Genomic DNA, 23,931 nt, shown 5'->3' on the forward strand with positions numbered 1-23,931 from the left:
TTACCCTTAAAGGTTCATCGTATGCCTGCACTCTTAGAACATATAGGTGGAAGAAATGATACGATTATTTATATTATCTTAGGGTTTGTGGTGTGTTTGTATTTAAGGGGTAGTGGGGAGAGATTGAAGGATTTTGCGCCAAATTTCTATAATGCAACTCTTACAATCACATTTTTATGCTGCTCGTTATTTGTATTGGGAAGTAATCCCTACACCAAATTTATTTACTATAATTTTTAAAGGCACAAAAATGCAAAAATTCAAAATTTTAGTTAATAAATCTATAAATGAGAAAAGATGGATTGTAGGTGTATTTTTATGTGTAATGTCCTTTTTGAGTATAGTCAGCTTTTTAAATATATTTATCGACCCTTATTTTTTGTATGGAACACCCTCTCATAGATATAATCAGTTTTATAAATACATTGATGAAAGGGTAGAAAAGGCAAATAGAATTTATTATGGCAAAAAAGAATCTTATGATTCTATCTTACTTGGTAGCTCTAGAGCAACTTTTGTTAATCAATATGATTTTCAAGAACAAAAGCTTTTCAACTTTGCTGCTGCCTCTATGATTCCCTTTGAGTATAAAAACTATTTAGACCTGATGAAACAAAAAGGATATGTTTTAGATACGATATATTTGCAAATAGATTTTTTTGGAGCTAATACCAACTACAAAGAAGAAGCCAAAAAGAGATATGAAAAGACATTTAAGCCATTAAATGATCCATTGAATAGAATCTCAAAATTACTTGCTATGAGCAACGATTTAACAGAGATTATATTAGAAAATATTGAGGGAATAAAAGCAGATGTATATTATTCAAGAGATAATATTAAATATGCTAAAAAATTAGAAGAAAAAGATAGACAAAAAAGATTTCGTAGTGGGTTAAAAGGACATACATTAGAATTTATTGGAAATGCCTTCTGCTTTGATGAAAATCTTTTAAGAAATACTTTAACAGAAATTAAAAACGAAAATCCGCATTCTCACTTTGTCATTTACACTTCACCTGTAACTACAGCACTTTTTGTATCTCAAATCAATTTTGCTAAAAGATGGGAGGAATATAAGAAATATATAAAATTGTATATTGAAATTTTTGGTGGTGTCTATCAATTTGAAGGATTTAATGAAATCACACAAAATGTGCAAAATTATCCTGATGATGACCATTTTTATCCTTATATAGGGACATTAATCACTCAAAGACTGACAAATAAAGAATATACACCCATTAAGGACTTTGGCATCTACCTAGATTCTAAAAATGTTGAAAACTACTTTGCGAAGCTAGAAATACAGCTTAAAAACTATGATATGAGTGAGATTATAGAGATTATGAATAATGAGAAATAAAATTTTTAATTAAGATTCAACTAAACATTTAACTTTACATCTTAAATTATTCATAGCCCTATATCGCTATTTCGTGCATTTTAGACACTCATAAAAACAATTTATGCACTAAATAACTATTACATAAATGCCATTTTTTCAGCTCTAGCTAAAAGTTCTCTTGCGCCTTTATCTATAAAGCTTTGAGCAAGTTTTATTCCTAATTTTTCACTCATAGTAATATCAAATTCGTTAAGTGAATCCTGCAAATTCTCCTCAATCACTTCACTTCCATCAGGCAATCCAACAATCGCTTGAATACATAAGGTATTATCAATATATTGGGCATATACGCCGATTGGCACTTGACATCCGCCATTAAGTGTGCGCACAAATGCTCTTTCAGCACTTACACACAAAGCAGTTTCAATATGAGAGAGTTTGGCAATATGGGAAAAATATGGAGAATCTTTACACATCTCTATCCCTAACGCACCCTGCCCCATAGCTGGAATCATAAATTCTAAAGGCACAATATAAGGCACATTTTTTGTATTAATTTGCAGACGATTAATACCTGCTTGAGCAAGAATAATTGCATCAAATATACCGCTTTTGAGCTTTTCTAATCGTGTCTGCACATTACCTCGCAAACTCAATGTATCTAAATCAGGACGCATTTTTTTTATTTGCATAGAGCGGCGTAAAGAAGTTGTCCCCACTTTAGCTCCTTGTGGTAAAGCAGAAAGTGTGGGATATTTTACGCTTAAAAAACAATCACTTGGATTTTCACGCTCTGTAATAGCAGCAAGACTAAGCTTTGGAAGAAACTCGACAGGCACATCTTTAAGACTATGCACAGCAATATCAATATCCCCACTCAAAAGCATTTCCTCTAATTCTTTAGTAAAAAGCCCCTTCCCACCAATCTTTGCAAGTGGCACATCAAGGATTTTATCCCCACGCGTTTTAACAATCTGTATGCAAGATTCTAAAGCACATTCAGCTTTTAGGCGAGATTTAATATGTTCTGCTTGCCATAATGCAAGCACACTTCCACGCGACCCAATTACCAACTCTCTTGTCTGCTCTATCATATTTTCCCTTATACCAAAACTTTTAAAATCTCTTCAAGTAGTATATCTTTATCCACACTCGAAAATTCTTGTTTTATTAAAGATTCGCGCTTAATAAGTTCTACTTTACCTTCATTTAAACCTTTGCCAATGATTAAAGCGTGATTGAAACCCAATAATTCAAAATCTTTCATTTTCACACCAAAACGTTCATCACGTTCATCAAGCAAAACATCGATACCTTTTGCCTTAAGTTTTTCATAAATAGAGTGTGCATATTCGCTCTGTGTGCTATCTTTTACATTTGAGATAATAATCACTATATCAAAAATACCAACTTCTTTGCTCCACACACAACCATACTCATCACTTTTTTGTTCCAAGATTGCTGGTAAAATACGTGAGATTCCAAAGCCATAGCACCCCATAATAAAATATTGTGTTTTACCATTTTCATCTAAGAAATGTGCATTCATTGCACGAGAGTATTTCTCACCAAGCTTAAAAATATGTCCTACCTCTATGCCCTTAGTATAATATAACTCACCGCTACATTTAGGACAAAAATCTCCCTCTTTGCTTTGAGCTAAATCAGCATAGTCTAAGCCTTCAAAAGTGCTCAAATCTACGCCTACAAAATGATAATCTTTTTCATTTGCTCCACAGATAAGATTACTAGCGTCCCTTAAACTTTCATCAAAATAAATATGTTGTGCTTGTGTAATATGGCGCAAACCATATGCTCCAATAAATCCAGCCACAAGCCCAGCTTTTTCAATCTCTTCTATACTTGCATCTTCAAGGGTTACATAGGTATTTGTTTGTTTATTGATAGCATTAAGCATTTTTACTTCTTGTGCCTCATCATCACCACGCACAAAGAAAAATACTAGTTCTGTGCTATTATCAACTTTAATGGCTTTTTTTACAATAGCTTTCATTATATAAAATTTATCAACTTTAAAAAATGCACTTAAATCTTCTATTGTTTTTATATCAGGTGTAGTAAAACGTGCAAAAGCCGCTTGAGGTGGATTACTATCATATTTTACCTCAAAAGCACGTGGTTGTGTGCGCATTGCCCTTTTGCTTGCTTCGATATTTGCACCATAATCACAATTTTTGCATACAACTATCGTATCCTCACCGCAAGGAGCTAATACCATAAATTCCTTGCTTCCACTACCACCAATTGCACCAGAATCTGCCTCAACAATCTTAAAATCTACACCCATTCTTTGCAAGATTCTTTTATACGTCATCTCCATTGTATCAAACTCTCTATCCAAATCCTCATAGCTACTATGGAAACTATAACCATCTTTCATAATAAATTCCCGCCCACGCATAAGTCCAAATCTTGGGCGCAACTCATCACGAAACTTTGTATGAATCTGATAGAGATGCACAGGGAGCTGTTTGTAGCTTTTAATGCTATTTTTAGCAATATGTGTAATGACTTCCTCGTGTGTAGGTCCAAGCACAAACTCATTATCTTTTCTATCTACAAAACGTAAAAGCTCTCGCCCATACTGCTCATAACGTCCAGATTCTTTCCACAACTCCGCAGGAGTAACAAAACCCATTAGAATCTCTTGTGCGCCACTTTTATCCATTTCCTCCTTCACAATAAAACGCACTTTGTCAAGAAGTTTTTTTCCAAGAGGGAGAAAATTATAAATCCCGCTCCCAATCTGTTGCACAAAACCACCTCGCACAAGATATTGATGACTTTTTAGCACAGCATCTTTTGGGGCTTCTTTCAGAGTATTTACAAAAAGTTGTGAAAACAGCATAATATTCCTTTAAAAAGTAGTGTCTTTCTCACATTTATAGCCATTAAGCATAACAATCTCATCACTAATATCAAACATACTTTTCATTGCCTCAATAATTGGGTCGCCGTGATGAGTTTCACTTGCTTGTCGTAAGCGCATTGTAGGCTGATGAAGAAAGTTATTAAATGCTCCGTGTAAAATCTTTTCTACATTGTCGCGATATTCTACAGGTAAAAATCCTTTTTTAACTGCCCTATCAAGTTCTTTTATGGAAGATTCTTTAGCAAGATAACGTATATGCTTAATAACAGGTTCTACACTTAATGTTTGCAGCCAAGTAAAAAAATGAGAAGTAAATTCCTCTACGATTTTATGTGCATTTTTTGCACTCTCTTCTCGCGCTTCTCTATGCTCTTGCACTACCTCTTGTAAATCATCAACACAAAAAATATGCACATTTTCATAAGATATAGATTCTATATCACGTGGCAAAGCTATATCAAAAAACCACTGCATATTTTGACTAGGAGTTATCATATCTTTTGTAATGACATATCCTTGTGCGCTTGTCGCACTAAAAATTAAGGAAAATTGTCCTAAAAGTTGGGGTAATTTCTCATAAGATTCTACACAAATTTGAGATGTATTGAGCTCCGCACTTAAAGATTGTGCATTTTTTTGTGTGCGTGAGATTAGTGTAATATGTGCTTTCATATTAAGCAAATGCTTACAAACTAAGCGTCCCATTTCTCCACTGCCAATAACTAAAACAGGCAAAGTTTCTAAATTCTGGTTGTTTTGAGCGAGTTTTTGAGCCGCCATAAAAACTGCTGTAGAAGCAATAGAAACACTATGAGCCGAAATATCTGTCTGTTGGCGCACATTTGCAGCACATTTAAAAGCAAAATGCATTAAGCGTGTCATATCCTTAGCGCATAAGCCATTATCAAATGCGAGTTTATAAGCACTTTTGAGTTGCCCTGTGATTTGTGTCTCACCAATGACAAGGCTATCAAGGCTTGAAGCTACACCAAAAATATGATAAATAGCATATTCATTTAAACGCAAAAGCGCATTCTCTCTAATATATTCTAGTGATACACCACTTTTTTGAGCAAAACACTGATAAATATGCTCACAAGCAGCCTTTTTTTCATATATACTAACATAAATCTCCACACGATTGCAAGTGCAGAGCAAAACACTCTCTTTAATAGATTCGCACGCATTAATCTTTTTTAAAAATGGCACAATATCTTCTTCTTTAATATTTAATTTTTCACGCATTGTAATATCTATTTTCTTATGTGAAAAACTTACGACCATATATTGTGTTTGGATTTTTTCATACATAAAACACTACTCCTAGAAACTTCGATTGAGCATTTGCGTGATAATATCACTTAGCTTATCATTGTTTTCAAAAGCGATTGCTTCAAGTGCCCTGTTAGCGTATAAATGCGCACAAGCTACACTTTTATGAATGATATTATGTTCCTGCATTTGTGTTTTTATCCATATTTCTTGCTCACTGCTTATTTTTTTCCCGCAATATGAAGCTAAAATCTCCTTTTGCTCATCATCAAGGCATTCATACAAATCCATATAAGGCAAAGTTGTTTTACCTTCTTTAAAATCACTCATAGAGGGCTTGCCAAGTGTCAAGGCATCTTGTGTAATATCAAGTATATCATCGATAATTTGAAAAGCAATACCAAGATTTTCTCCATAGATTCGATAAATATGCTTATTCAATCCTTTGAGAATCGCTCCACACTCTGCTGCAGCAACAATAAGCGCAGCAGTCTTATCTGCACACATACGCACATACGCTTCCCTATTCGTATGGAACTGCTTTGAGAGAGATACATCTTCGATTTCTCCCACAGATAAGCGCACAACCGCAGATGAAACACTCTTGGCAAGTTCCACATCAAGCACACTCAATTCATAGAATGCTTTAGAATATAGCACATCACCTAACATAATAGCATTTTTATTGCCAAAAGTTGCGTTAATTGAAGGAGTGCCTCGCCTTATTGTGGCATCATCAATTACATCATCGTGCAAAAGTGAAGCACTCTGTATCATTTCAATAAGCGCACACACCCTCAACGCATCATCACTTATATCGCTAATAGCAAGCAAAAGCTTACTACGAAGCATTTTGCCGTAACTCAAATGGCTATAGAGCGTAATGACTTCATCATTTTTGCATTCTTGAATATAGCCGTGAATATACCCCTTGATGCGCTCAAAAGCAATTTGTGTATTCACTATGAACCCCCTTCATTTGAATCTGTAACAGAATCTTCATCTTTTGACTTCTTTTTGCTTGGTGATATACTCTCATTCACTACACTTGCACCTTGCCCCTCAATATAGAGCTTAAAATATGCCTTCTCATCTTTAATAACAAAATCTTTAAAATATATTAGCAAATGTGGGTTTTCTTTATGAGCTTGTGTATCTTTGCCTAATGATATTTTATAAGCATTCCGCTGATAATCTGCATAAAGCACAAATTGATGATTAAATTTATCATAACGCAGATGAATCACAAGTCCATAATTTTTATAAAGTGTCCATCGAAAAATTAATTCTTTTTGCACATCACCTACTTGAATAAGTGCTTGGTAAGTTTGCTCTTTTTCTAAACTTAACTCTTTTTCCCAACTCCAAAGTGGAGATGCAGCATATGAAGTATTTATCGATAAAAAAGAAATAAAAGCAATAAAGTGCCACAAACGATAACGATATACTTGAAAAACTCTATTCATGATTGCTCAAAATCTTTGCCATAGAATCTATAGCAAGATTATCTTTTATCGCACGCAAAGAATCTCTATTGTTCTCGTCAAAACGATATTGCATAAAAGTAGATTCTATATCTATGCCTTGTGCCTCTAAAAGTGCTTCATATACAGCTATGCGTTCAAGCAAAGATTCAAGCTCTAAGCCTACTAAAGTAGGTGAAGCATTCAAAACAACCTCTTTCCATTTTTCTACTGGTGTGCCATCAAAAAATGCGTCCATTTTTACCCCTTTTTATTTTTCACATTTTCTAATCTTGTTAAAACAGCTTGAGCGTGAGCAGATAAAGATTCACATTGCGCCAAAAGCGCACACGCCTCCCCTACCTCTGCTAGCGCATTTGATGAAAAAGAAATGATTGAGCTTCTTTTTATAAAATGCTCTACTCCTAGTGGTGAAAAAAATCGTGCGCTTCCGCCTGTAGGAAGGGTATGATTAGGACCTGCAAGATAGTCACCAATAGGCTCACTTGAATACTCACCCAAGAAAATTGCCCCTGCGTGTTTAATATATGGCAATACATCAAACGGCGACTTTGTGAGAATCTCTAAATGCTCTGGAGCAATAGTGTTAGTTATTTCTATACTTTCTTTTATATTGCGTGTATGTATCATTACAGCACGATTTTCTATACTTGCTTGAGCAATTTTTGCACGTGGCATTGTAGGTAGAATCTCTGCAATATGTTTTTTTACAGATTCTATAAGTTTAGCATTATCGCTTATGAGGATAGAACTTGCCATTTCATCGTGTTCTGCTTGAGAGAGTAAATCATAAGCAATATAAAGTGGATTTGCTTGGGAATCTGCAATAATGGCTATTTCACTTGGACCTGCTACCATATCAATATTAACATCACCAAAAACAAGTTTTTTTGCACAGGCTACAAAAATATTACCCGGACCGGTAATAACATCAGTCTTTTTTACCTCCTTGCAACCATACGCCATAAGCCCTATGGCACTTGCACCACCAACTTTATAGACTTCAGTAATTTGACACAAATGCAAAGCTGCAAGCAAGAGTGGATTAGGTTCATTATGTGGTGTTGGGGAACATACAACAATTTCCTTTACACCTGCTACAATTGCAGGAATGGCATTCATTAAAAGCGAACTTGGATAAGCCGCTTTACCACCGGGAATATATAAACCAGCGCGTTCCATTGGTATTGCTTTTGAACCAAGAATATTTCCATTTTCCTCGCAATCTATCCAGCTTTTTACTTTTTGCTTTTGGTGAAAGGCATAGATTCTATCATAAGCAAGGTGGAGAGCTGATTTAAGCTGTGGGGATAAATCATTATATGCTTTAAGGCATTCTTGTGGAGTGATGCAAATATCCTGAAAATGGCGCGCTTCCCACGAATCAAAACGTGCAATATGAGATTTAATCGCTTCTAAACCATTTTGAATTATCTCATCAAGCAAACCCTGCACAATAAAGGATACTTCTTTCATATCCATTTTTCCGCGCATTAAAAGCACTTCAAAATCTGATTCAAATGTATTCGAGCGCACATCAAGGACTTTCATCATCTCCCCTACAATCATTAAAGTAAATAAAAATTATATACCCCTACTCTAAACCAAGAATCTCTAATATAAAAATTGATATAATATTCAGTTTATCACATTACACAAGAAATAGATTTAAATTTTCCCTGCACTTCCTAATATACCCATTCTTTCTACCATTACTTTTGTGATAGATTCCATAGCAGGAGCAAAGAATTTACGCAAATCAAACTGCGTATTATCAGTATTTGCGACTTTTCGCACTTCAGCGATAAAGGCTATACGCAAATCTGTATCAATATTAATCTTATTAATACCGCCCCTAATTGCTTCTTTAAGAAAGTCAAAAGGCACACCTTTACTTCCTTTTAAATCACCACCTGTGGATAAAAATGCCTCACGCACATAATCAGGTATAGCACTTGCGCCGTGAAGTACAAGAGGAATATTTGTGCGTCTTTTTACCTCTTCTAATCGCTTAAAATCAAGCTTTGGCTCACCTTTAAATTTAAATGCACCGTGACTTGTGCCAATAGCAGGCGCAAGATAATCTACCTTTGTAATCTTCACAAACTCTTCAGCCTCATCGGGATTAATCAATACCGCGTCCTTTTCACTCACAGAAATATTATCCTCAATCCCCATAAGTCTCCCTAGTTCTGCTTCTACGCTCACACCCTTGGAATGTGCGTATTCTACAACTTGCTTTGTCATTGCGAGATTTTCATCAAATGGGTGATGAGAAGCATCAATCATTACAGAGGTAAATCCTTCATCAACAGCTTTTTTACAAGATTCAAAACTTGTGCCGTGGTCAAGATGGAGTGCCACAGGAATATGCGGATAACGATTAGAGAGAATCTTGACCATTCCCACAGCCATATCAATCCCCATATATTTGATTGCTCCTTCACTTGCTTGGACAATAATTGGTGATTTAGCTTCTACTGCTGCTACAAAAATAGCATTGAGCATTTCAAAATTAACAAAATTAAACGCCCCTACCCCATAACCTTCTTTATGTGCTTTAAGCAATATTTCGCTTCCTGTTACAAGCATATTCCCTCCTTAAAGTAAAATAGAGTTATTTTGTGATTTCAATTTTTGCCTTTTTGCGCAATTCTTGAATCTTTTGCATCATACCACCTTGAATACTTTGCATTTTTAACTCATTTTCAATTGTCTTTTTTGCCTCATTATAAGGAATAATTTTGGGCTCACTTTTATGTTCAAGAAAAATGATATGATAACCAAAAGGCGTAGCAACAGGCTCTTTACTATAATTTCCGGGTTTTAAATCAAAAGCAGCTCGTGAAAAATCAGGGTGCATCATAGAACGTTGAAATACACCCAAATCTCCACCATTTTTCTGTTGTTTAGAAGCAGGATCGATAGATTTTTCGTTTGCAAGCTCAATAAATCGCTCTTTTGCTCTCTTTCCTGCTTTATCAAGCTCTTTAATAATCCCTTTTGCTTCAGATTCTGTTTTAACGAGAATATGGCGCGCTTTACCCTCTTGATTGATAAAAAGTCCCTCATTTTCTTGGTAAATTTTGCGAATTTGTGCATCATTTACACTTGCTACTTGAATGCTATCGGCTTGTTTTTTTGTCCATAAATCAATTAAAAGATTGTCTTTAATATTATTAATAATATCTGTATATTCCTTGGAAGTGTCAAGCTTTGCAGTTTTTGCAGCCTTAAGGATAAGCTGTCGATTGACAAGCTCATTAATCACTGCTTCTTTTTCTTGGTCGCTCAATTTAGAATAGTTAAAATTAGGAATACTTTGTTTAAGAATCTCCATATCCTTATCAGTAATTGGCTTACCATCAACAATCGCATAAGTTTTTGCATATGCTAAAGAAGCACACACACATAAAAGCACTGCGCATAGCCGTTTATTGGGTTGTATTTTCATTTCTTACTCCATTATCAAATGATATAAATGAACACAATTCTAACACTTAAAGCTAAATAAAATGTAAGCATATACTTTTCCCAATTTAAACCTTTTATGTTTTTGTCTTTATCTAGTTTTGGACAAAACAGAGTATTTTATTGTAAGTTAAGCGCAAGATTTTGAGCAAATTCTATGCAGGTAGTAAAATTTGGACTTGGACTAACATAAGCTCTCATATGCTTGTCAAAATGTGAAAGGGTGCTTTGCCCTATCGCTACGGCAACATATTGAGATTCCCAACCAAAATTTTTTACAAAGCTGTGATAAGCACTTGGTGCGCTAAAAATAATTACACTTTTTGGCTTAGGCTTAAGCTTAAGTGGAAGACTTTGAGGGATATTTTCATATGCAATCACTTCATCAAAATCAATATGATTATCTTTCAAAATAGCATCTAATCCAGACACAATCTCTTTTGCGCGTAAATAAAGCACCTTACGCTCTTGTAATAAAGGACAAATCTCACGCGCAAAAGCTTCTCCGTGTGCTTTTTTACCTACAAATTCAACAACCGCACCCTCATCATAGAGAATCTGTGCACTTGCAGGGCTTATAACAAAACTTGGTATATTTTTCCAATGCAAAAGGCAGGGATTGTGTGATGCAGATTCTATAAGTGAGCGTATTGCATATGCGGAAGTAAAGACAAGTGCATTGACTTTCTCCAATGTGTGAATAATTGGCACAAATACAATTTTGTTTGTGATAAGAGATTTGACATTCTCTATTTTACGTGTGCCAACAAACACCACCTCATAGGCATTTGGCATTTATTCACTCTTTAGCAAAATATACCAAAAATATAATCCCACTATACCGCTTAAAATCAAAACAATGCCGAGCGCAAGGCTAATCAACATCGCAAGTATCTCAGGAAAAATCACAAATAAAATACCGAGTAGAATATACACCCCACCCATTGTCATTATACTTACCCGAAGGTTTGCTGTAACAAATGGAGTAAGCCTATAAGAATGAATAAACCACAAGATTCCCTTAAGAATAAGCCATAAAGCAATGAAAAGTGGAATGAAATTTTGAGAGATTTCATCTCCACCAAGAAGAAGCACCAAACCAAATACACACGAAATTAACCCATCAAGTAAAATCATCACATAGCGCATTTGCACAAAATAAACAATTTCACCAATACCACTAAAAATCATAATAAAACCTACAAGAAAGGCGAGAAACTCCATTGTATCAAGAGGATTTGCGATACACACCACCCCAAGCACGATAAGAGAAATACTCAAAACCAACCATAACATACGACCAAAACGCATCTTTACTCCTTTTCTTCTTGAATATTTTTTGAAATTGCCAAAACCAAACCAATGGCTATGCAATTTGCAATAAGAGAACTTCCTCCATAGCTCAAAAATGGCACTGCAATGCCCTTTACAGGTGTGATACCCGAAATCCCAAAAGCATTAATAATAAGTGAAAAACCAAGCAAAAGGGCGACACCCACGCAAAATAAATAGTGCATTTTAGAAGGCACACGATTAGCGATACGAAAGAGTCGCAAAAGCACATAACCAAAAAGCAATACAATGGCAAAAAGCCCAACAAATCCTAGCTCTTCTGTAATTCCAGCAAGAATAATATCTGTATGCACATCACTTAAAAATCCAAGCTTAATAAAACCTTCTCCAAGCCCAGAACCAAAGAATCCACCACTTGATATTGCATTTGTAGCGTGATAAAGCTGATAAGGTTCAGGCAAACCACTTATACGGAGACTTTCTGCCAACTCTTGTGGCATAAGAGCCAATACAGAATCTTGCGCACTTGCCCACCACGATTTAATACGTAAGATTCTATGCGGACTTGTAATAATAGCAATCAATGCTGTGCTTAATGTGCCTAAAAAAATCACTCCAAGCAAGCGCAAGCTACCCCCAGCAAAAAGAAGCATTACTCCGAGTGTTAATGCCAAAAGCACGACTTGCCCTAAATCATTTTGTAGCACTGCAATAAGCACTACTGCCACGATAAAAAGCACAAGATAAGGAATAAAGATTCTAATCTCATCTTTTATTGAAAGATTTACATTGCTTACAAATTTACGCGAAAAGCTCCACGCCAGAAAATATATGAACCCAATCTTAAAAAGCTCAGAAGGAGCAAGCGAAATAAAAGAAAGTCTAATCCAACGTTTTGCTCCACCAGCAGAGCTTATAAAGCTTTGTGGAAGAAAATGCATACCCACCATAAGAATGATAGAAATGATAAAAATCGCCAAACCAATACGTTTAAAATATACATCTACATCAACACGAGAGAGAAGCCACATAAGAATAATCCCAATACAAGCGGCTATGAGCTGACGTGTGAAAAAATGAAATGAAGAATAAGCATAAAGGCTTGTAATATAGGCTGCAAGAGAATAAGACATTACTATACCAATACTAATAAGCAATGTAACCGCATAAAAAAGCCTAGAATCTACCATAAAACCCACTTTAAATTAATGAAAATATTGATAAAGTTTAAAAGCACGATATTACCAAAACATTAAGAAAATGTAAATTAGCTTTTTGAACATAAGAGTAAAAAATCTATTTTTTCTAAAAATACTTACAAGAAAATAAGAGGCTTTGTTAGGGGAATCTTAAGTAAAAGTTTATAATTCTTAAATATAATAATAAAAATCAAAACAAAGGATTTACTATGAAAATCTATAAAGTTTTTCAAACACTTGATGTAATCTATATCTTTTTACTGAGTATAGGTGTTGGGTGCATTATCTGTGCTGGATTTTCCGCTGCTACCATCTTTCAAGCCGCTAATTTTGTGCCAGATTTTACTATGAGTGATAGTGGCTTGATTATGGGGCTAATTTTTATCAAATGTAATGATCTATTCAATTTTCTTGCGGTAGTGATTATTATCTATGAAATTCTAAGTTCCCTCTACGCAAGACACTTTACCCATACAAAACAAAGGCAGTTTTTATTGCTTCTTGGAGGTATTAATGTCATTATGATTTTTCTTTTTACACTTTACTATACACCTTATATTATGGAAGCTCAAGCCTTAAATACTATTGATACTGAAGCATTTGATTCTATGCATAAGCAAAGTGAGCTTGTGTTTAAGATTCTCCTTATTACACTTAGTATTTCTGCGTTGTGGAGAGGCATCATCGGCACTCACCCACGATACACAAATGCACAGCCTTGATATTAGAATTACATTAAGCAAAGATTCTTAAAGTTTAAGAATCTGCAATGCTAAAAGCATAATATTGCTACTTATTTCTTGCAATCACAAGTAATGAGCCACCAAAACAATTTGGTAAATATGGTATAAGTTTATTTTCTAGGCGACATATACTAAGTAATGCACTATTTAGAATCTTAGGCGGTGGCACATCGCGTAATTCTTTAGAAACTTTACTTTTTGTTTTTGAAGCTGGGTTTAAAACAGCACGAGCTAATAAAAGTGGGGTAAGTGCAATAAAAAAATATTGCGCAGATTCTATGCTTAATCCACATTCACGCACAAGATTTGTTAATTGAATTTTATTATAGCGGCGTTTATGATGCACCAAGCAATCGTGAGCATTCCATAACCATTGGTGTGCTGGCACACTTAAGGCAAGTAGGCTTTTTTCATTATTTTTCAACATATTTTTCATATTTAAAAGTGCATTTTTATCATCATCAATATGCTCTAAGACATCAAAAGCAAAAATACAATCAAACTCATCTTTAAAAGGCGCATCAAGCAAATCCATACAATATAAATTATTTATACCATAAGTTTTGGCATATTCTAAGCCTTGTGGGTGAATCTCCCCCAAAGCAATATTATGAAATCCTTGAGAGAGAAAATGCCTTGTAACACTCCCTGTCCCTGCACCCACATCTAGAATCTTTACGTGTTTGCCATTACCATTTGGATATAGAGAATCTAAGGTGGAGCTTAAACTTTGAAAAATAAATTCCCGTCTTGCAATATGCCAAAAATGCTTATTTTCAGCCAAATATAGCATATCCATACCTTGCGTTGGAAAATGATGTGAGGGAGCAAAATCTAAATGAGTAGATTCTGAAGAAGAGATATTATGCGGGGGGGGGGGTGAAATATACAATACCATCTTGGGTATATGAAGGTTTAATTTGCATTTTTACTCCTTAATTTTATGAATTAAAGTGTAGAATTATACACGAATTTATAATGCGTTTAAATTGTCTTTAGTAATTTTTGGTTATACTATCCGCTTTTTTGAATCTTGTTATTTTTGCTCTAGCTATAAAATTATAAGAATGAGACACATCAATACTTAAAGGAGAGAGTATGAGTAATAAATCTTATCATTCCCTATTGTGTGGTGTGATTGGTATTTTTTTATTTATTGTATTATGGAATATTAATCGTGAGTCTTTTTGGGGAGATGAAGCATTTAGCGTGTATTCTATAGGGGGGGGGGCAATTAAATAATATTCCCCTGCAAAATTGGGATTTTCAATCTTTCTGGCATATTATTTTAAATGACAATCACCCATTCCTTTACAATCTCTGTCTAAAAATCTACGCACATCTTTTGGGCACTTCTGATTTTGTCTTGCGTTTTTTTAGTGCAATTTGGATACTTTTTGGTGCAATCACAAGCTATATAATTCTCTACAAACATCATTACAAATCTCTTGCTCTTCTTTATATCATCTTTTTTCTCCTTGCTCCGCAGACTATATATTACGCACAAGAATGTCGCAACTATGCTATGCTACTCTGCCTTACAAGTATTTTTTGCACTTTATTATATCTCGTCCTTGAATCAATGCACGATAGATTGAAACTCACACATCAATTTTGGTATTTCTTGGGTATCTTGCTCTGTGGAACAGCATTGGTTCTTACACATTATTATGCCTATGTTTTTGTATTTTGCGTGGGCGTAGTTTTTCTTTTGCAGAGCATTCTTACACGAAAATTTTTTATACCTCTTTTTATATGCTTTGGACTAATGGGACTTGCTGGAATCATATGGATAAGCATTCATCATTTTTATGGTGGTTTTTTGGATCGTATGGATACGGCTTGGGTATTTGAATATAGCCTGTGGTGGCTACTTTTTAGCATTATTTTATCTTGCTTTGGAAAATTTGCTTGGATTCTCATTGCTTGTAGCCTACTTTTTGCTTTTAGATATAGTGGTTTTACTCCTTATAGACAATATGCACCATTTTTATATATTGTAGGTTTAGAGTTCATAATTGTAAGCCTTATATTTCTCAATCTCTCACAAACAATGACTGGACGATTTTTTATAGAGATTCACATTCTTATTTATTTGTTTATTGCAAATGTTTTACTTTATTCACAAGCATTTTTACGTTATTTAAAACCTATTGTTTTAGCCATTGCATTGACGCTCACAGCGCATAGTTTTTTTATTAGCGCAACCTATCACAAAGAAGATTTACGCACAGCAAGTGAATATATAGCTAAACATTTTGATTCTGCACAATGCCTCCTACCTGTGCGCTGGATAGCTTACAGGCGTTATCTTCCACAATTTGAGGCAATAGAAAAACCACTCGTGCAAAAGGAATGCGACCTCATATATCTTACCGCAGATAGAGAAGATACAAATTTTGCGGATACTCGTATTGCCTTAGAGCAACACAATATCAAAGACTACAAACTCATATCTTTTAATGGTGCAGTTGTGGTGATTAAAGAAAAATAGCGTTTAGGCTAAAAACCTGCAAAAGACTTTAAGATTTTTTAAATAAATTTTAAGATAGAATCCGTGTTCCTACAAGATTCCAATTGGTGTGACAATTTTATCGTATCACTTGCGCCTTGCTTACTTGAAAATGATCGCGTAGCTCAGTTGGTAGAGCACTACCTTGACATGGTAGTGGTCGCTGGTTCAAGTCCAGTCGTGATCACCATAATCCATACTCTAGATATTTTAATCAAACAAAGGTGTAAAGCAAGATTCTACAAAAGCAAAAATTTTTCAGTAAAGCTGCTGAAATGGAAAATAAAGTAGCTTGTAATGCTTAGAAAAACTAAGATTCCTTTTTTTCCCTTATCATTTGAAAAATCATTATCACTACGCTTATATCTATAAGCACATCGGCAAGATTAAAAATTGCAAAATCAAACCAATAATGCCAATACACATAATCAACTACTCCACTATATATAAATCTATCAATAACATTTGATAATCCAGCTCCCATTAAGATTCCAAGTGCTGCATAATGTTTGATAAAAAAATCACTCCATAATGCGCCAAGCAACAAAGCAAGCAAAAAGAGAATCTGAATGTATTTCAAATACTCGTCTAAAAAACTAAACATTGAAAAAGCTACACCTTTGTTATATACAAGGGCATTTCCACCAATAGTAAGTGCCTCACTCTCCCAAACAAAGCCTTCAAGCATAATAAATTTTACCCATTGGTCAAGAACTATACTTAGGATAAAAAGTGCAATAAAAATGCTAAGTTGCTTTTTTGTGATTTGTTTTATATGTGCGAATGAGAAAATCATCTTTAACCAATTTTATTTTAAATTCTAAGCATTGAGTTGTTTTTGGCATAAATCAACGAGCATTTTCACTTGCTCATTCACAACCTTACAATCCCTACCCTCTACTAAGATTCTAAGCTTATTTTCTGTGCCAGAGTAGCGCACCAAATGGCGATTCCCTGATGCGGTTATAGAATCTAGCTTTTCTTGCAGACCATTAATTTTTTCAAGTGGCTTTTTATGAGCAACTTTAAGGTTTATGAGCTCACTTGGATAAAGTTCAAAAGGGTTGAGCGCATTTTGAGAGCTTTTTCCGCTTTGAATTAAAAGAGCCAAAACTTGCAAGGCACTTACTAAGCCATCGCCAGTTTTTGCATAATCACTAAAGATAATATGTCCGCTACTTTCTCCTCCAAAATTCAACTTATGCTCTTGCATTTTATCCCATACATATTTATCACCAACATTACAACGATAAAGCCCTATGTGATGAGATTTGAGAAATTCCTCCAAAGCAAGATTACTCATTAGAGTCGCTACAATAGCATTATTTTCTAATGTATCAATTTGTTTTTGATAAAGTGCAAGTGCGCCGATGAGCTTATCACCATTGACAATATTCCCTTTATTATCAACCACCACCAATCTATCCGCATCACCATCAAGCGCAAAACCCACATCAGCACGATATGTCATCACTTCTTGAGCCAAACCTTCAGGGTGCATAGCTCCACATTGTTTATTGATGTTAAACCCATTAGGTTCATCATTAATAGCTATCACATCAGCCCCTAACTCTCGCAATACAATAGGGGCAACACGATATGCTGCACCATTAGCACAATCACACACTATACGCAATCCTCGTAAGGTGAGATTTTTAGGAAAAGAATTTTTAATATGCACGATATAGCGTCCTACGACATCATCAATGCGCTTTGAACTGCCAATTTCTTGTCCGCTTTTAAGCGCACCTTGAAGCAATGTAGGGCTATGATAATAAGATTCTATACTCTCTTCTTCTTCTTGAGCAAGTTTATAACCATAATGATTAAAAAACTTTATGCCATTATCATCATAGGGATTATGACTTGCACTTATCATAATTCCCGCATCACAACGCATATCTTCTGTCAAAAAAGCAACTGCAGGAGTGGGCATAGGACCAATTTGTATCACATCATAACCTACAGAAGTGAGAGCAGAAACAAGCGCATTTTCTATCATATAGCCACTGCGGCGCGTATCTTTACCGACAAGAATCTTATTTGTTAGAGAATGCTGACGAAAATGTATTCCGGCACTTGTCCCCAATGCTATTACACTTGAAGGAGTAATTACTTCTCCTGCACGCCCTCGCACACCATCAGTGCCAAATATTTTTTGTGTATCTTTTGTTTTCATCACTACCCCTTGTAGCTTTTAAACTGCATTTAATCAAACTTTTGGCAGAATTTTGCCTTAATTTTTTTAAAAAAGGACTAATAAAGATGGCAAATCATAAATCTGCACAAAAACGCATTCGACAAACCAAAACAAGAACCGAACGCAATAGATATTACAAAACACGCATTAAGAATATTGTTCGAGACTTACGCGAAGCTGTTTCAAGCAAAGATGTAGCAAAGGCACAAGAAGCACTTAAAATAGCCAATAAAGAACTTCACAAATATGTAAGCAAAGGAATTTTGAAAAAAAATACTGCTGCACGCAAGGTATCACGACTTAATGCAAGTGTGAAAAAAATTGTTCAATCTGCTTAAATAGCATATTCTTCGTATAGATTCTAAAAGTAGCTTGTATGCTTGTAGATAAGCTTAAGCCTATCGTGGCGCGTTATGATGAGATTTCAGAACTCCTTACTTTAGAATCTGTCCTATCAAATGTTAAACAACTTACCGAACTTAGTAAAGAACAAAGTGATATAGAATCCATTGCACAAAAGGCAAAAACATATTTTGATGTGCTTGAAAATATCACAGAAAATAAAATATTGCTTGAGGATAAAGAGCTTGGCGAACTCGCTAAAGAAGAACTTAAAAATTTAGAATCTGCTAAAGCTATCCTAGAAGAAGAAATAAAATTCCTACTCATTCCTAAAGACCCGAATGACAGCAAAAACATCTATCTTGAAATTCGTGCAGGCACAGGTGGTGATGAAGCTGGAATTTTTGTAGGAGACTTGTTTAAGGCATATTGTCGTTATGCAGATTTACAAAAATGGAAAGTTGAAATCATAAGCTCAAGTGAAAATAATGTAGGTGGGTATAAGGAGGTTATTGCGCTTGTCAAAGGTAATGGTGCATATTCTAAGCTCAAGTTTGAAGGAGGCACTCATAGAGTGCAAAGAGTTCCAGAGACAGAATCTCAAGGGCGAATTCACACTTCAGCCATAACAGTTGCGATTATGCCCGAAGTTGATGATGTTGAAATCAATATTAATCCTAATGATTTAAAAATAGATGTATTCCGCAGTGGTGGGCACGGGGGGCAAAGTGTGAATACTACAGATTCGGCGGTGAGGATTACCCATATTCCCACAGGTATCAGCGTATCTATGCAAGATGAAAAATCTCAACACAAAAACAAAGAGAAAGCATTGAAGATTCTTAAAGCTAGACTTTATGAAGCAGAGCTTGAAGCACAAAATGCTCAAAACAAAGAAACACGCAAACTTCAAGTGGGAAGTGGCGATAGAAGTGAGAGAATCCGCACTTATAATTATCCACAAAATCGCCTTACAGACCATAGAATCGGCTTAACCCTTTATAGCCTTGAAGAAATTATGCTTGGTGGCTTACTTGATGAATTTATTAACCCTCTTATTGCTCACGCCCAAAGTCAAGCTATGGGTGGCATAGAATGAGCCAAAAGCCCATTAAAAAAGTATATTTTTGTGATGGTGCGGTAAATGGAAAGATTAGTAGCATACTTCAGCAACATTATGAAGTGATAGTTACCGATAAAGACCCAAATTATATTTTTTATTCTTGTATGGGATTTGAACATCTTGATTACAATGGAATAAGAATCTTTAGCACAGGTGAAAATGTCCGAGCAGATTTTAATTTTTGCGATTATGCTATTGGATTTGATTATATAAGTTTTGAAGATAGATACTTGCGCTATCCGCTCTATCTCCACTGCGAATCCGATATGCAAAAAGTTACAGAGAAACACTTACATATCACACCAAAGATACTTCAAGATAAAACACGTTTTTGCACTTTTGTTGTAAGTAATGGCAAAGCAGATGAAAAACGCACACAATTTTTTGACTTTCTTAATCAATATAATCGTGTAGATAGCGGTGGTCGATACAAAAATAATATTGGAAAACCTGTTGCAGATAAATATGCGTTTTTAAAAGAGGGCAAATTCAATATCGCTTTTGAAAACTCAAGCACGAATGGCTATACCACTGAAAAACTTTTTCAAGCTTTTGCTTCTCACACAATACCTATTTATTGGGGTGATGAACGTATAAGTATGCCTTTAAATGTAAATGGGGGGGGGGTAAATGCAAAGTCTTTCATCAATATTCATCAATATAAAACTTTTGAAGAAGTTTTAGAATCTATCATTTATCTTAACACTCACGATGAAGCTTACCTACAAATGCTCAGTGAGCCTGTATTTTTAGATGTAAATCACAAAGATTTGTTTGATAAAAGGCTTGAAAATTTTTTGCTTCATATTTTTGACCAACCATTAGAAAAAGCTTATCGCAGAGGATTTGGACAATGGCGTTGCAATATTGAAAAACGATATAAAAAAGCTCAAAAAGCGCGCCAAATAGGCAATAATATAGCAAATATCATTCAAAAACCTATTCGCACTCTTAAAAAATATATCTTATCTGCCTACAATTTTAAATCATAATTATTGACAATTTACACACTCTACACTTCTATCCATTACCTGTTCTTCTGCTTCTGGACTTTGAGAACGCAAATAATAGGTGCTTTTTAAGCCCAATTTCCAAGCAAGCATATAAATATCATTAAGCATTTTACCACTTGCTTTATCAAGCCGCACAAAAATATTTGTGCTTTGTCCCTGGTCTATCCATTTTTGCCTTATTGCTGCAGCCTTAATGAGGAGTGTTTGGTCAATATCATAGGCTGAAACATAATAGTTCCAAGTATCAAGATTCAAATGAGGCACAATCGTAGGTATCATTCCGCTTAAATTTTCTTCATACCATTTTTTTCTATATACAGGCTCAATCGTTTGAGTCGTGCCCACCAAAATACTAATCGAGCTTGTAGGAGCAATCGCCATAAGATAGCCATTACGCATACCTTGTGTTTTTACCTTTGCTCTTAGAGATTCCCAATCACATTGCGATGAATCACTAAAGAGATTCTGCCTATTCACAAGCTTTAAAGCTTCTTTGTTTGCCACATCAATAGGAAATATACCTTTGCTCCAATTACTTCCATCAAATTGAGGATATTTGCCTTTTTCTTGAGCAATATCTGCACTTGAGTGAATTGCATAAAAACTAATCAATTCCATAACTTCATCAATTTTTGCTAAATGTTCTTCACTCCCCCATTCAATACTCGCACGAGCTAACATCTCTGCTTCACCCATTACACCAAGCCCGATAGCACGATTACGCAAATTTGTAACTTTTACTTTACGATTAGGATAAAAATTAAGGTCAATCACATTATCAAGCATTCTTATAGCAATAGGCAATACGCGTTCAATGTCTTCCTTAGTATTTATTTTGCTTAGATTCACACTTGCAAGATTACATACCGCTGTATCTCCATATTGTGCTACACGCGAAGACATAAAAACTTTTTTACCATTAATAAAATCTATACTCGTAATTTTATTTGCCCTCTTGCATACACCACTATCAATTCTCACTTCTTCTTTTTCTTGATATGTTGTCTTTGAACCATCTTCAAACTCTACTTCTACCACATAATGATTAGGGTTAGTATTTTGAAAAATCTCTGTGCAAAGATTAGAGCTTCTAATAATACCTGCGTGGGAATTAGGATTTGCACGATTGGCATTATCTTTAAAGCATAAAAAAGGTAATCCAGTTTCAAAATAATTTGTAAGAATTTTTTTCCATAATTCTTTAGCCAATATACGAGATTTAAGCACTTTACTAGATTGCTCATATTCGATATATTTTGCCTCAAACGCATCACCATAAAGCTCTGTAAGTTCAGGACATTGGTAAGGGTCAAAAAGTGTCCAATATTCATTTGCCTCTACACGTTTCATAAATAAATCACAAATCCATAATGCAGGAAATAAATCGTGTGCGCGTCTGCGTTCCTCTCCACTATTTTTACGTAAATCAATAAAATCGTGTATATCATTATGCCAAATCTCTAAATAGGTTGCTATCGCGCCTTTTCTTGTGCCAAGCTGATCAACAGCAATTGCTACATCATTGGCAATTTTCAAAAATGGCACAACACCACCTGCTGCATTTTTGTGTCCATCAATAAAACTTCCAAGTCCTCGCACACTACTAAAATCCCAACCTATACCACCTCCATATTTACTTAGAAGTGCCATTTCTTTATATGCATCAAAAATACCCTCAATATTATCCGGTGTGCTTCCCACAAAACACGAGCTTAGTTGATGCCTCGGGGTGCGAGCATTTGCAAGTGTAGGTGTTGCACAAATAACTTCAAAAGAAGAAATTAAATCATAAAACTTTACCGCCCAAGCATTGCAATCTTTTTCATTTTGAGCTAAAAACATAGCAATCGCCATAAACATATGTTGAGGTAGTTCAATAGGACGATTATCCACATCTTTAAGTAAATACCTATCATAGAGCGTTTTAATTCCTAAATAGTTAAATTGTAAATCGCGCTCTGGTCTAATATGAGAATCTAAAAAACCTAAATCATATTTTTCTTTGAGCCCACGCACAAGTTTGCCTTCTTTTTCACCTTGTGCAAAATACTCTTCAAGCTTCTTATATCCTATCCAACCTGTAACCTTATGATACAAATCATATAAGAATAATCGCGCAGCTACAAAAGTCCAATTTGGCGTATCTACATCAATTTTATTCATTGCAGTTTTAATAAGCGTTTGCTGTATCTCTTCAGTTGTAATTTTATCCTTAAAATGAATCTTTGCATCAAGCTCTAATTCACTTTGGCTTACACCCTCTAGCCCCTCTACTGCTGCAAAAGTATGTTTCTGAATCTTTGTAATATCAAGTGGTTCAATACGTCCATTTCGTTTTGTAACTGTAGTTGTTCCTAACATTTATATCCTTTATTTATATTCTACTAACTCATCAAGCGAGATTCTATAACGTGGCTGCTGTGCTTTTGCTCGATATCCAAAACATACAATCAAGCTTACCTGCTCTTTGAATGAATCTAATCCATAAAGTTTCTCTACCAAATCTTTATCAAAACCCTCAATATAGCAAGTATCAATCTTAAGATAACTTGCATAGCTTACCATATAAGTTGCCATAATATAAGCCTGTAAGGCACTCCAATGAGCAATATTCCCATCGGTGAATCCACGTCCTTTAAGATAACTACCAAGACGCTCACAAAAAGCCTTATAGCTACTTAAATCCATTTTTCGTCTCAAGGTATTATTTTTAGCATACTCACTTGGTGGCACTAAATCACTCTGCAAACTTTTAAATACCACTACTTCACTCGCAGTTGTAATTTGTGGCTGGTCCCAACACAATGGACGCAATGCTTTTTTTGCCTCATCACTTCGCACGACTAAAAGCCTCGTAGGTTCCATACCAAATGAACTAGGAGCAAGTCGCCCTACTTCTAAAATTTCCTCAAAACTCTCTTGAGGTATTTTTTTATTCTCATCAAATAATTTACAAGCGTGACGAAAATTTACTGATTCTAAAAATTTATTCATTTTACACTCCTTTGTTTTAAAGATTGGAACTCCTCTTCTAATCT

Annotated in this window: 24 protein-coding genes, 1 tRNA gene and 1 pseudogene; 9 read left to right on the plus strand and 17 right to left on the minus strand. The window is 35.0% G+C overall.

Translation table 11 applies throughout. The features are described from left to right. Both LS65_RS07740 and LS65_RS07745 read left to right on the plus strand, forming a co-directional pair. Nucleotides 1-240 (plus strand): annotated as a pseudogene (locus tag LS65_RS07740) (MBOAT family O-acyltransferase); the annotation flags it as partial. 10 nt (nt 241-250) lie between these two features. Then, nucleotides 251-1,366, plus strand: a complete 1,116-nt coding sequence (locus tag LS65_RS07745; protein WP_138129829.1) for a hypothetical protein — start codon at nt 251-253, stop codon at nt 1,364-1,366. 119 nt (nt 1,367-1,485) lie between these two features. Here LS65_RS07745 and hemC read toward each other — a convergent pair whose 3' ends face one another. The 12 genes from hemC to LS65_RS07805 form a co-directional block, all read right to left on the minus strand. After that, entirely contained in the window at nt 1,486-2,442 is a 957-nt protein-coding gene (hemC, locus tag LS65_RS07750; protein WP_034360254.1) for a hydroxymethylbilane synthase, read from the minus strand. A gap of 8 nt (nt 2,443-2,450) precedes the next feature. Further along, nucleotides 2,451-4,217, minus strand: a complete 1,767-nt coding sequence (locus LS65_RS07755; RefSeq protein WP_034360257.1) for a proline--tRNA ligase — start codon at nt 4,215-4,217, stop codon at nt 2,451-2,453. Between the two features lie 9 nt (nt 4,218-4,226). Next, nucleotides 4,227-5,552 (minus strand): glutamyl-tRNA reductase, encoded by a 1,326-nt coding sequence (gene hemA, locus LS65_RS07760; RefSeq protein ID WP_138129830.1) that lies wholly within the window; start codon nt 5,550-5,552, stop codon nt 4,227-4,229. Between the two features lie 12 nt (nt 5,553-5,564). Continuing rightward, nucleotides 5,565-6,476 carry a polyprenyl synthetase family protein gene (locus LS65_RS07765; RefSeq protein WP_084707867.1) on the minus strand — a complete coding sequence of 304 codons (912 nt, stop codon included), beginning with the start codon at nt 6,474-6,476 and terminating at the stop codon, nt 5,565-5,567. Continuing rightward, complete coding sequence (locus tag LS65_RS07770; protein WP_034360263.1) at nt 6,476-6,979, minus strand: hypothetical protein; 504 nt, start codon at nt 6,977-6,979, stop codon at nt 6,476-6,478. Before LS65_RS07770 ends, LS65_RS07765 begins: the two co-directional genes overlap by 1 nt. Continuing rightward, complete coding sequence (locus LS65_RS07775) at nt 6,972-7,235, minus strand: DUF2018 family protein (RefSeq protein ID WP_034360266.1); 264 nt, start codon at nt 7,233-7,235, stop codon at nt 6,972-6,974. The genes LS65_RS07770 and LS65_RS07775 overlap by 8 nt, the downstream gene beginning before the upstream one ends. Before the next feature lie 2 nt (nt 7,236-7,237). Next, on the minus strand, nt 7,238-8,548 hold the full coding sequence (gene hisD, locus LS65_RS07780; RefSeq protein ID WP_034360269.1) for a histidinol dehydrogenase: 1,311 nt from the start codon (nt 8,546-8,548) through the stop codon (nt 7,238-7,240). A 117-nt stretch (nt 8,549-8,665) separates the two neighbouring features. Continuing rightward, nucleotides 8,666-9,589 carry a class II fructose-bisphosphate aldolase gene (locus LS65_RS07785; protein WP_034360273.1) on the minus strand — a complete coding sequence of 308 codons (924 nt, stop codon included), beginning with the start codon at nt 9,587-9,589 and terminating at the stop codon, nt 8,666-8,668. A 25-nt stretch (nt 9,590-9,614) separates the two neighbouring features. After that, the gene (locus LS65_RS07790; protein WP_034360277.1) at nt 9,615-10,451 is read right to left on the minus strand and encodes a peptidylprolyl isomerase; all 837 of its coding nucleotides are present in this window, start codon (nt 10,449-10,451) and stop codon (nt 9,615-9,617) included. A 137-nt stretch (nt 10,452-10,588) separates the two neighbouring features. Next, nucleotides 10,589-11,263 carry a uroporphyrinogen-III synthase gene (locus tag LS65_RS07795; protein ID WP_034360280.1) on the minus strand — a complete coding sequence of 225 codons (675 nt, stop codon included), beginning with the start codon at nt 11,261-11,263 and terminating at the stop codon, nt 10,589-10,591. Beyond that, the gene (locus tag LS65_RS07800; RefSeq protein ID WP_034360283.1) at nt 11,264-11,779 is read right to left on the minus strand and encodes a DUF308 domain-containing protein; all 516 of its coding nucleotides are present in this window, start codon (nt 11,777-11,779) and stop codon (nt 11,264-11,266) included. 2 nt (nt 11,780-11,781) lie between these two features. Beyond that, on the minus strand, nt 11,782-12,951 hold the full coding sequence (locus LS65_RS07805) for an FtsW/RodA/SpoVE family cell cycle protein (protein WP_034360286.1): 1,170 nt from the start codon (nt 12,949-12,951) through the stop codon (nt 11,782-11,784). A 218-nt stretch (nt 12,952-13,169) separates the two neighbouring features. Here LS65_RS07805 and LS65_RS07810 point away from each other — a divergent pair, with 218 nt between their 5' ends. Next, a complete protein-coding gene (locus tag LS65_RS07810; protein ID WP_034360290.1) occupies nt 13,170-13,682 on the plus strand; it encodes a DUF4149 domain-containing protein in 513 nt (170 codons plus the stop codon). A gap of 67 nt (nt 13,683-13,749) precedes the next feature. On the opposite strand, the gene LS65_RS07815 is transcribed toward LS65_RS07810, so the two are convergent. After that, nucleotides 13,750-14,601 carry a class I SAM-dependent methyltransferase gene (locus LS65_RS07815; RefSeq protein ID WP_034360292.1) on the minus strand — a complete coding sequence of 284 codons (852 nt, stop codon included), beginning with the start codon at nt 14,599-14,601 and terminating at the stop codon, nt 13,750-13,752. Nucleotides 14,602-14,801: 200 nt separating this feature from the next. On the opposite strand from LS65_RS07815, the gene LS65_RS09820 reads away from it, so the two are divergent. The 3 genes from LS65_RS09820 (at nt 14,802) to LS65_RS07825 (ending at nt 16,405) form a co-directional block, all read left to right on the plus strand. Next, nucleotides 14,802-14,945: a hypothetical protein gene (locus LS65_RS09820; protein ID WP_161976264.1), complete on the plus strand. Its 144-nt coding sequence runs from the start codon at nt 14,802-14,804 to the stop codon at nt 14,943-14,945. Nucleotides 14,946-15,048: 103 nt separating this feature from the next. Next, nucleotides 15,049-16,197 (plus strand): hypothetical protein, encoded by a 1,149-nt coding sequence (locus LS65_RS07820; RefSeq protein WP_034362859.1) that lies wholly within the window; start codon nt 15,049-15,051, stop codon nt 16,195-16,197. A 132-nt stretch (nt 16,198-16,329) separates the two neighbouring features. After that, a tRNA-Val gene (locus LS65_RS07825) sits at nt 16,330-16,405 on the plus strand. A 120-nt stretch (nt 16,406-16,525) separates the two neighbouring features. Here the strand turns inward: LS65_RS07825 and lspA are convergent. Further along, nucleotides 16,526-17,011 (minus strand): signal peptidase II, encoded by a 486-nt coding sequence (gene lspA, locus LS65_RS07830; RefSeq protein WP_201274345.1) that lies wholly within the window; start codon nt 17,009-17,011, stop codon nt 16,526-16,528. A gap of 24 nt (nt 17,012-17,035) precedes the next feature. After that, the gene (gene glmM / locus LS65_RS07835; RefSeq protein WP_138129831.1) at nt 17,036-18,394 is read right to left on the minus strand and encodes a phosphoglucosamine mutase; all 1,359 of its coding nucleotides are present in this window, start codon (nt 18,392-18,394) and stop codon (nt 17,036-17,038) included. 86 nt (nt 18,395-18,480) lie between these two features. On the opposite strand from glmM, the gene rpsT reads away from it, so the two are divergent. The 3 genes from rpsT to LS65_RS07850 are packed head-to-tail and all read left to right on the plus strand — an operon-like array spanning nt 18,481 to nt 20,872. Further along, on the plus strand, nt 18,481-18,753 hold the full coding sequence (gene rpsT / locus LS65_RS07840; RefSeq protein ID WP_034363120.1) for a 30S ribosomal protein S20: 273 nt from the start codon (nt 18,481-18,483) through the stop codon (nt 18,751-18,753). A 38-nt stretch (nt 18,754-18,791) separates the two neighbouring features. Then, a complete protein-coding gene (gene prfA, locus LS65_RS07845) occupies nt 18,792-19,856 on the plus strand; it encodes a peptide chain release factor 1 (protein ID WP_034363123.1) in 1,065 nt (354 codons plus the stop codon). Continuing rightward, nucleotides 19,853-20,872 (plus strand): glycosyltransferase family 10 domain-containing protein, encoded by a 1,020-nt coding sequence (locus LS65_RS07850; RefSeq protein ID WP_138129832.1) that lies wholly within the window; start codon nt 19,853-19,855, stop codon nt 20,870-20,872. The genes prfA and LS65_RS07850 overlap by 4 nt, the downstream gene beginning before the upstream one ends. Here LS65_RS07850 and LS65_RS07855 read toward each other — a convergent pair whose 3' ends face one another. Next, nucleotides 20,873-23,254 (minus strand): ribonucleoside-diphosphate reductase subunit alpha, encoded by a 2,382-nt coding sequence (locus LS65_RS07855; protein ID WP_034360504.1) that lies wholly within the window; start codon nt 23,252-23,254, stop codon nt 20,873-20,875. A gap of 9 nt (nt 23,255-23,263) precedes the next feature. Next, on the minus strand, nt 23,264-23,887 hold the full coding sequence (locus LS65_RS07860; protein WP_034360508.1) for an NAD(P)H-dependent oxidoreductase: 624 nt from the start codon (nt 23,885-23,887) through the stop codon (nt 23,264-23,266). Nucleotides 23,888-23,931: the final 44 nt, after the last annotated feature.

The sequence above is a fragment of the Helicobacter japonicus genome (genome assembly GCF_000762845.2).
GTDB classification, from domain to species: domain Bacteria; phylum Campylobacterota; class Campylobacteria; order Campylobacterales; family Helicobacteraceae; genus Helicobacter_C; species Helicobacter_C japonicus.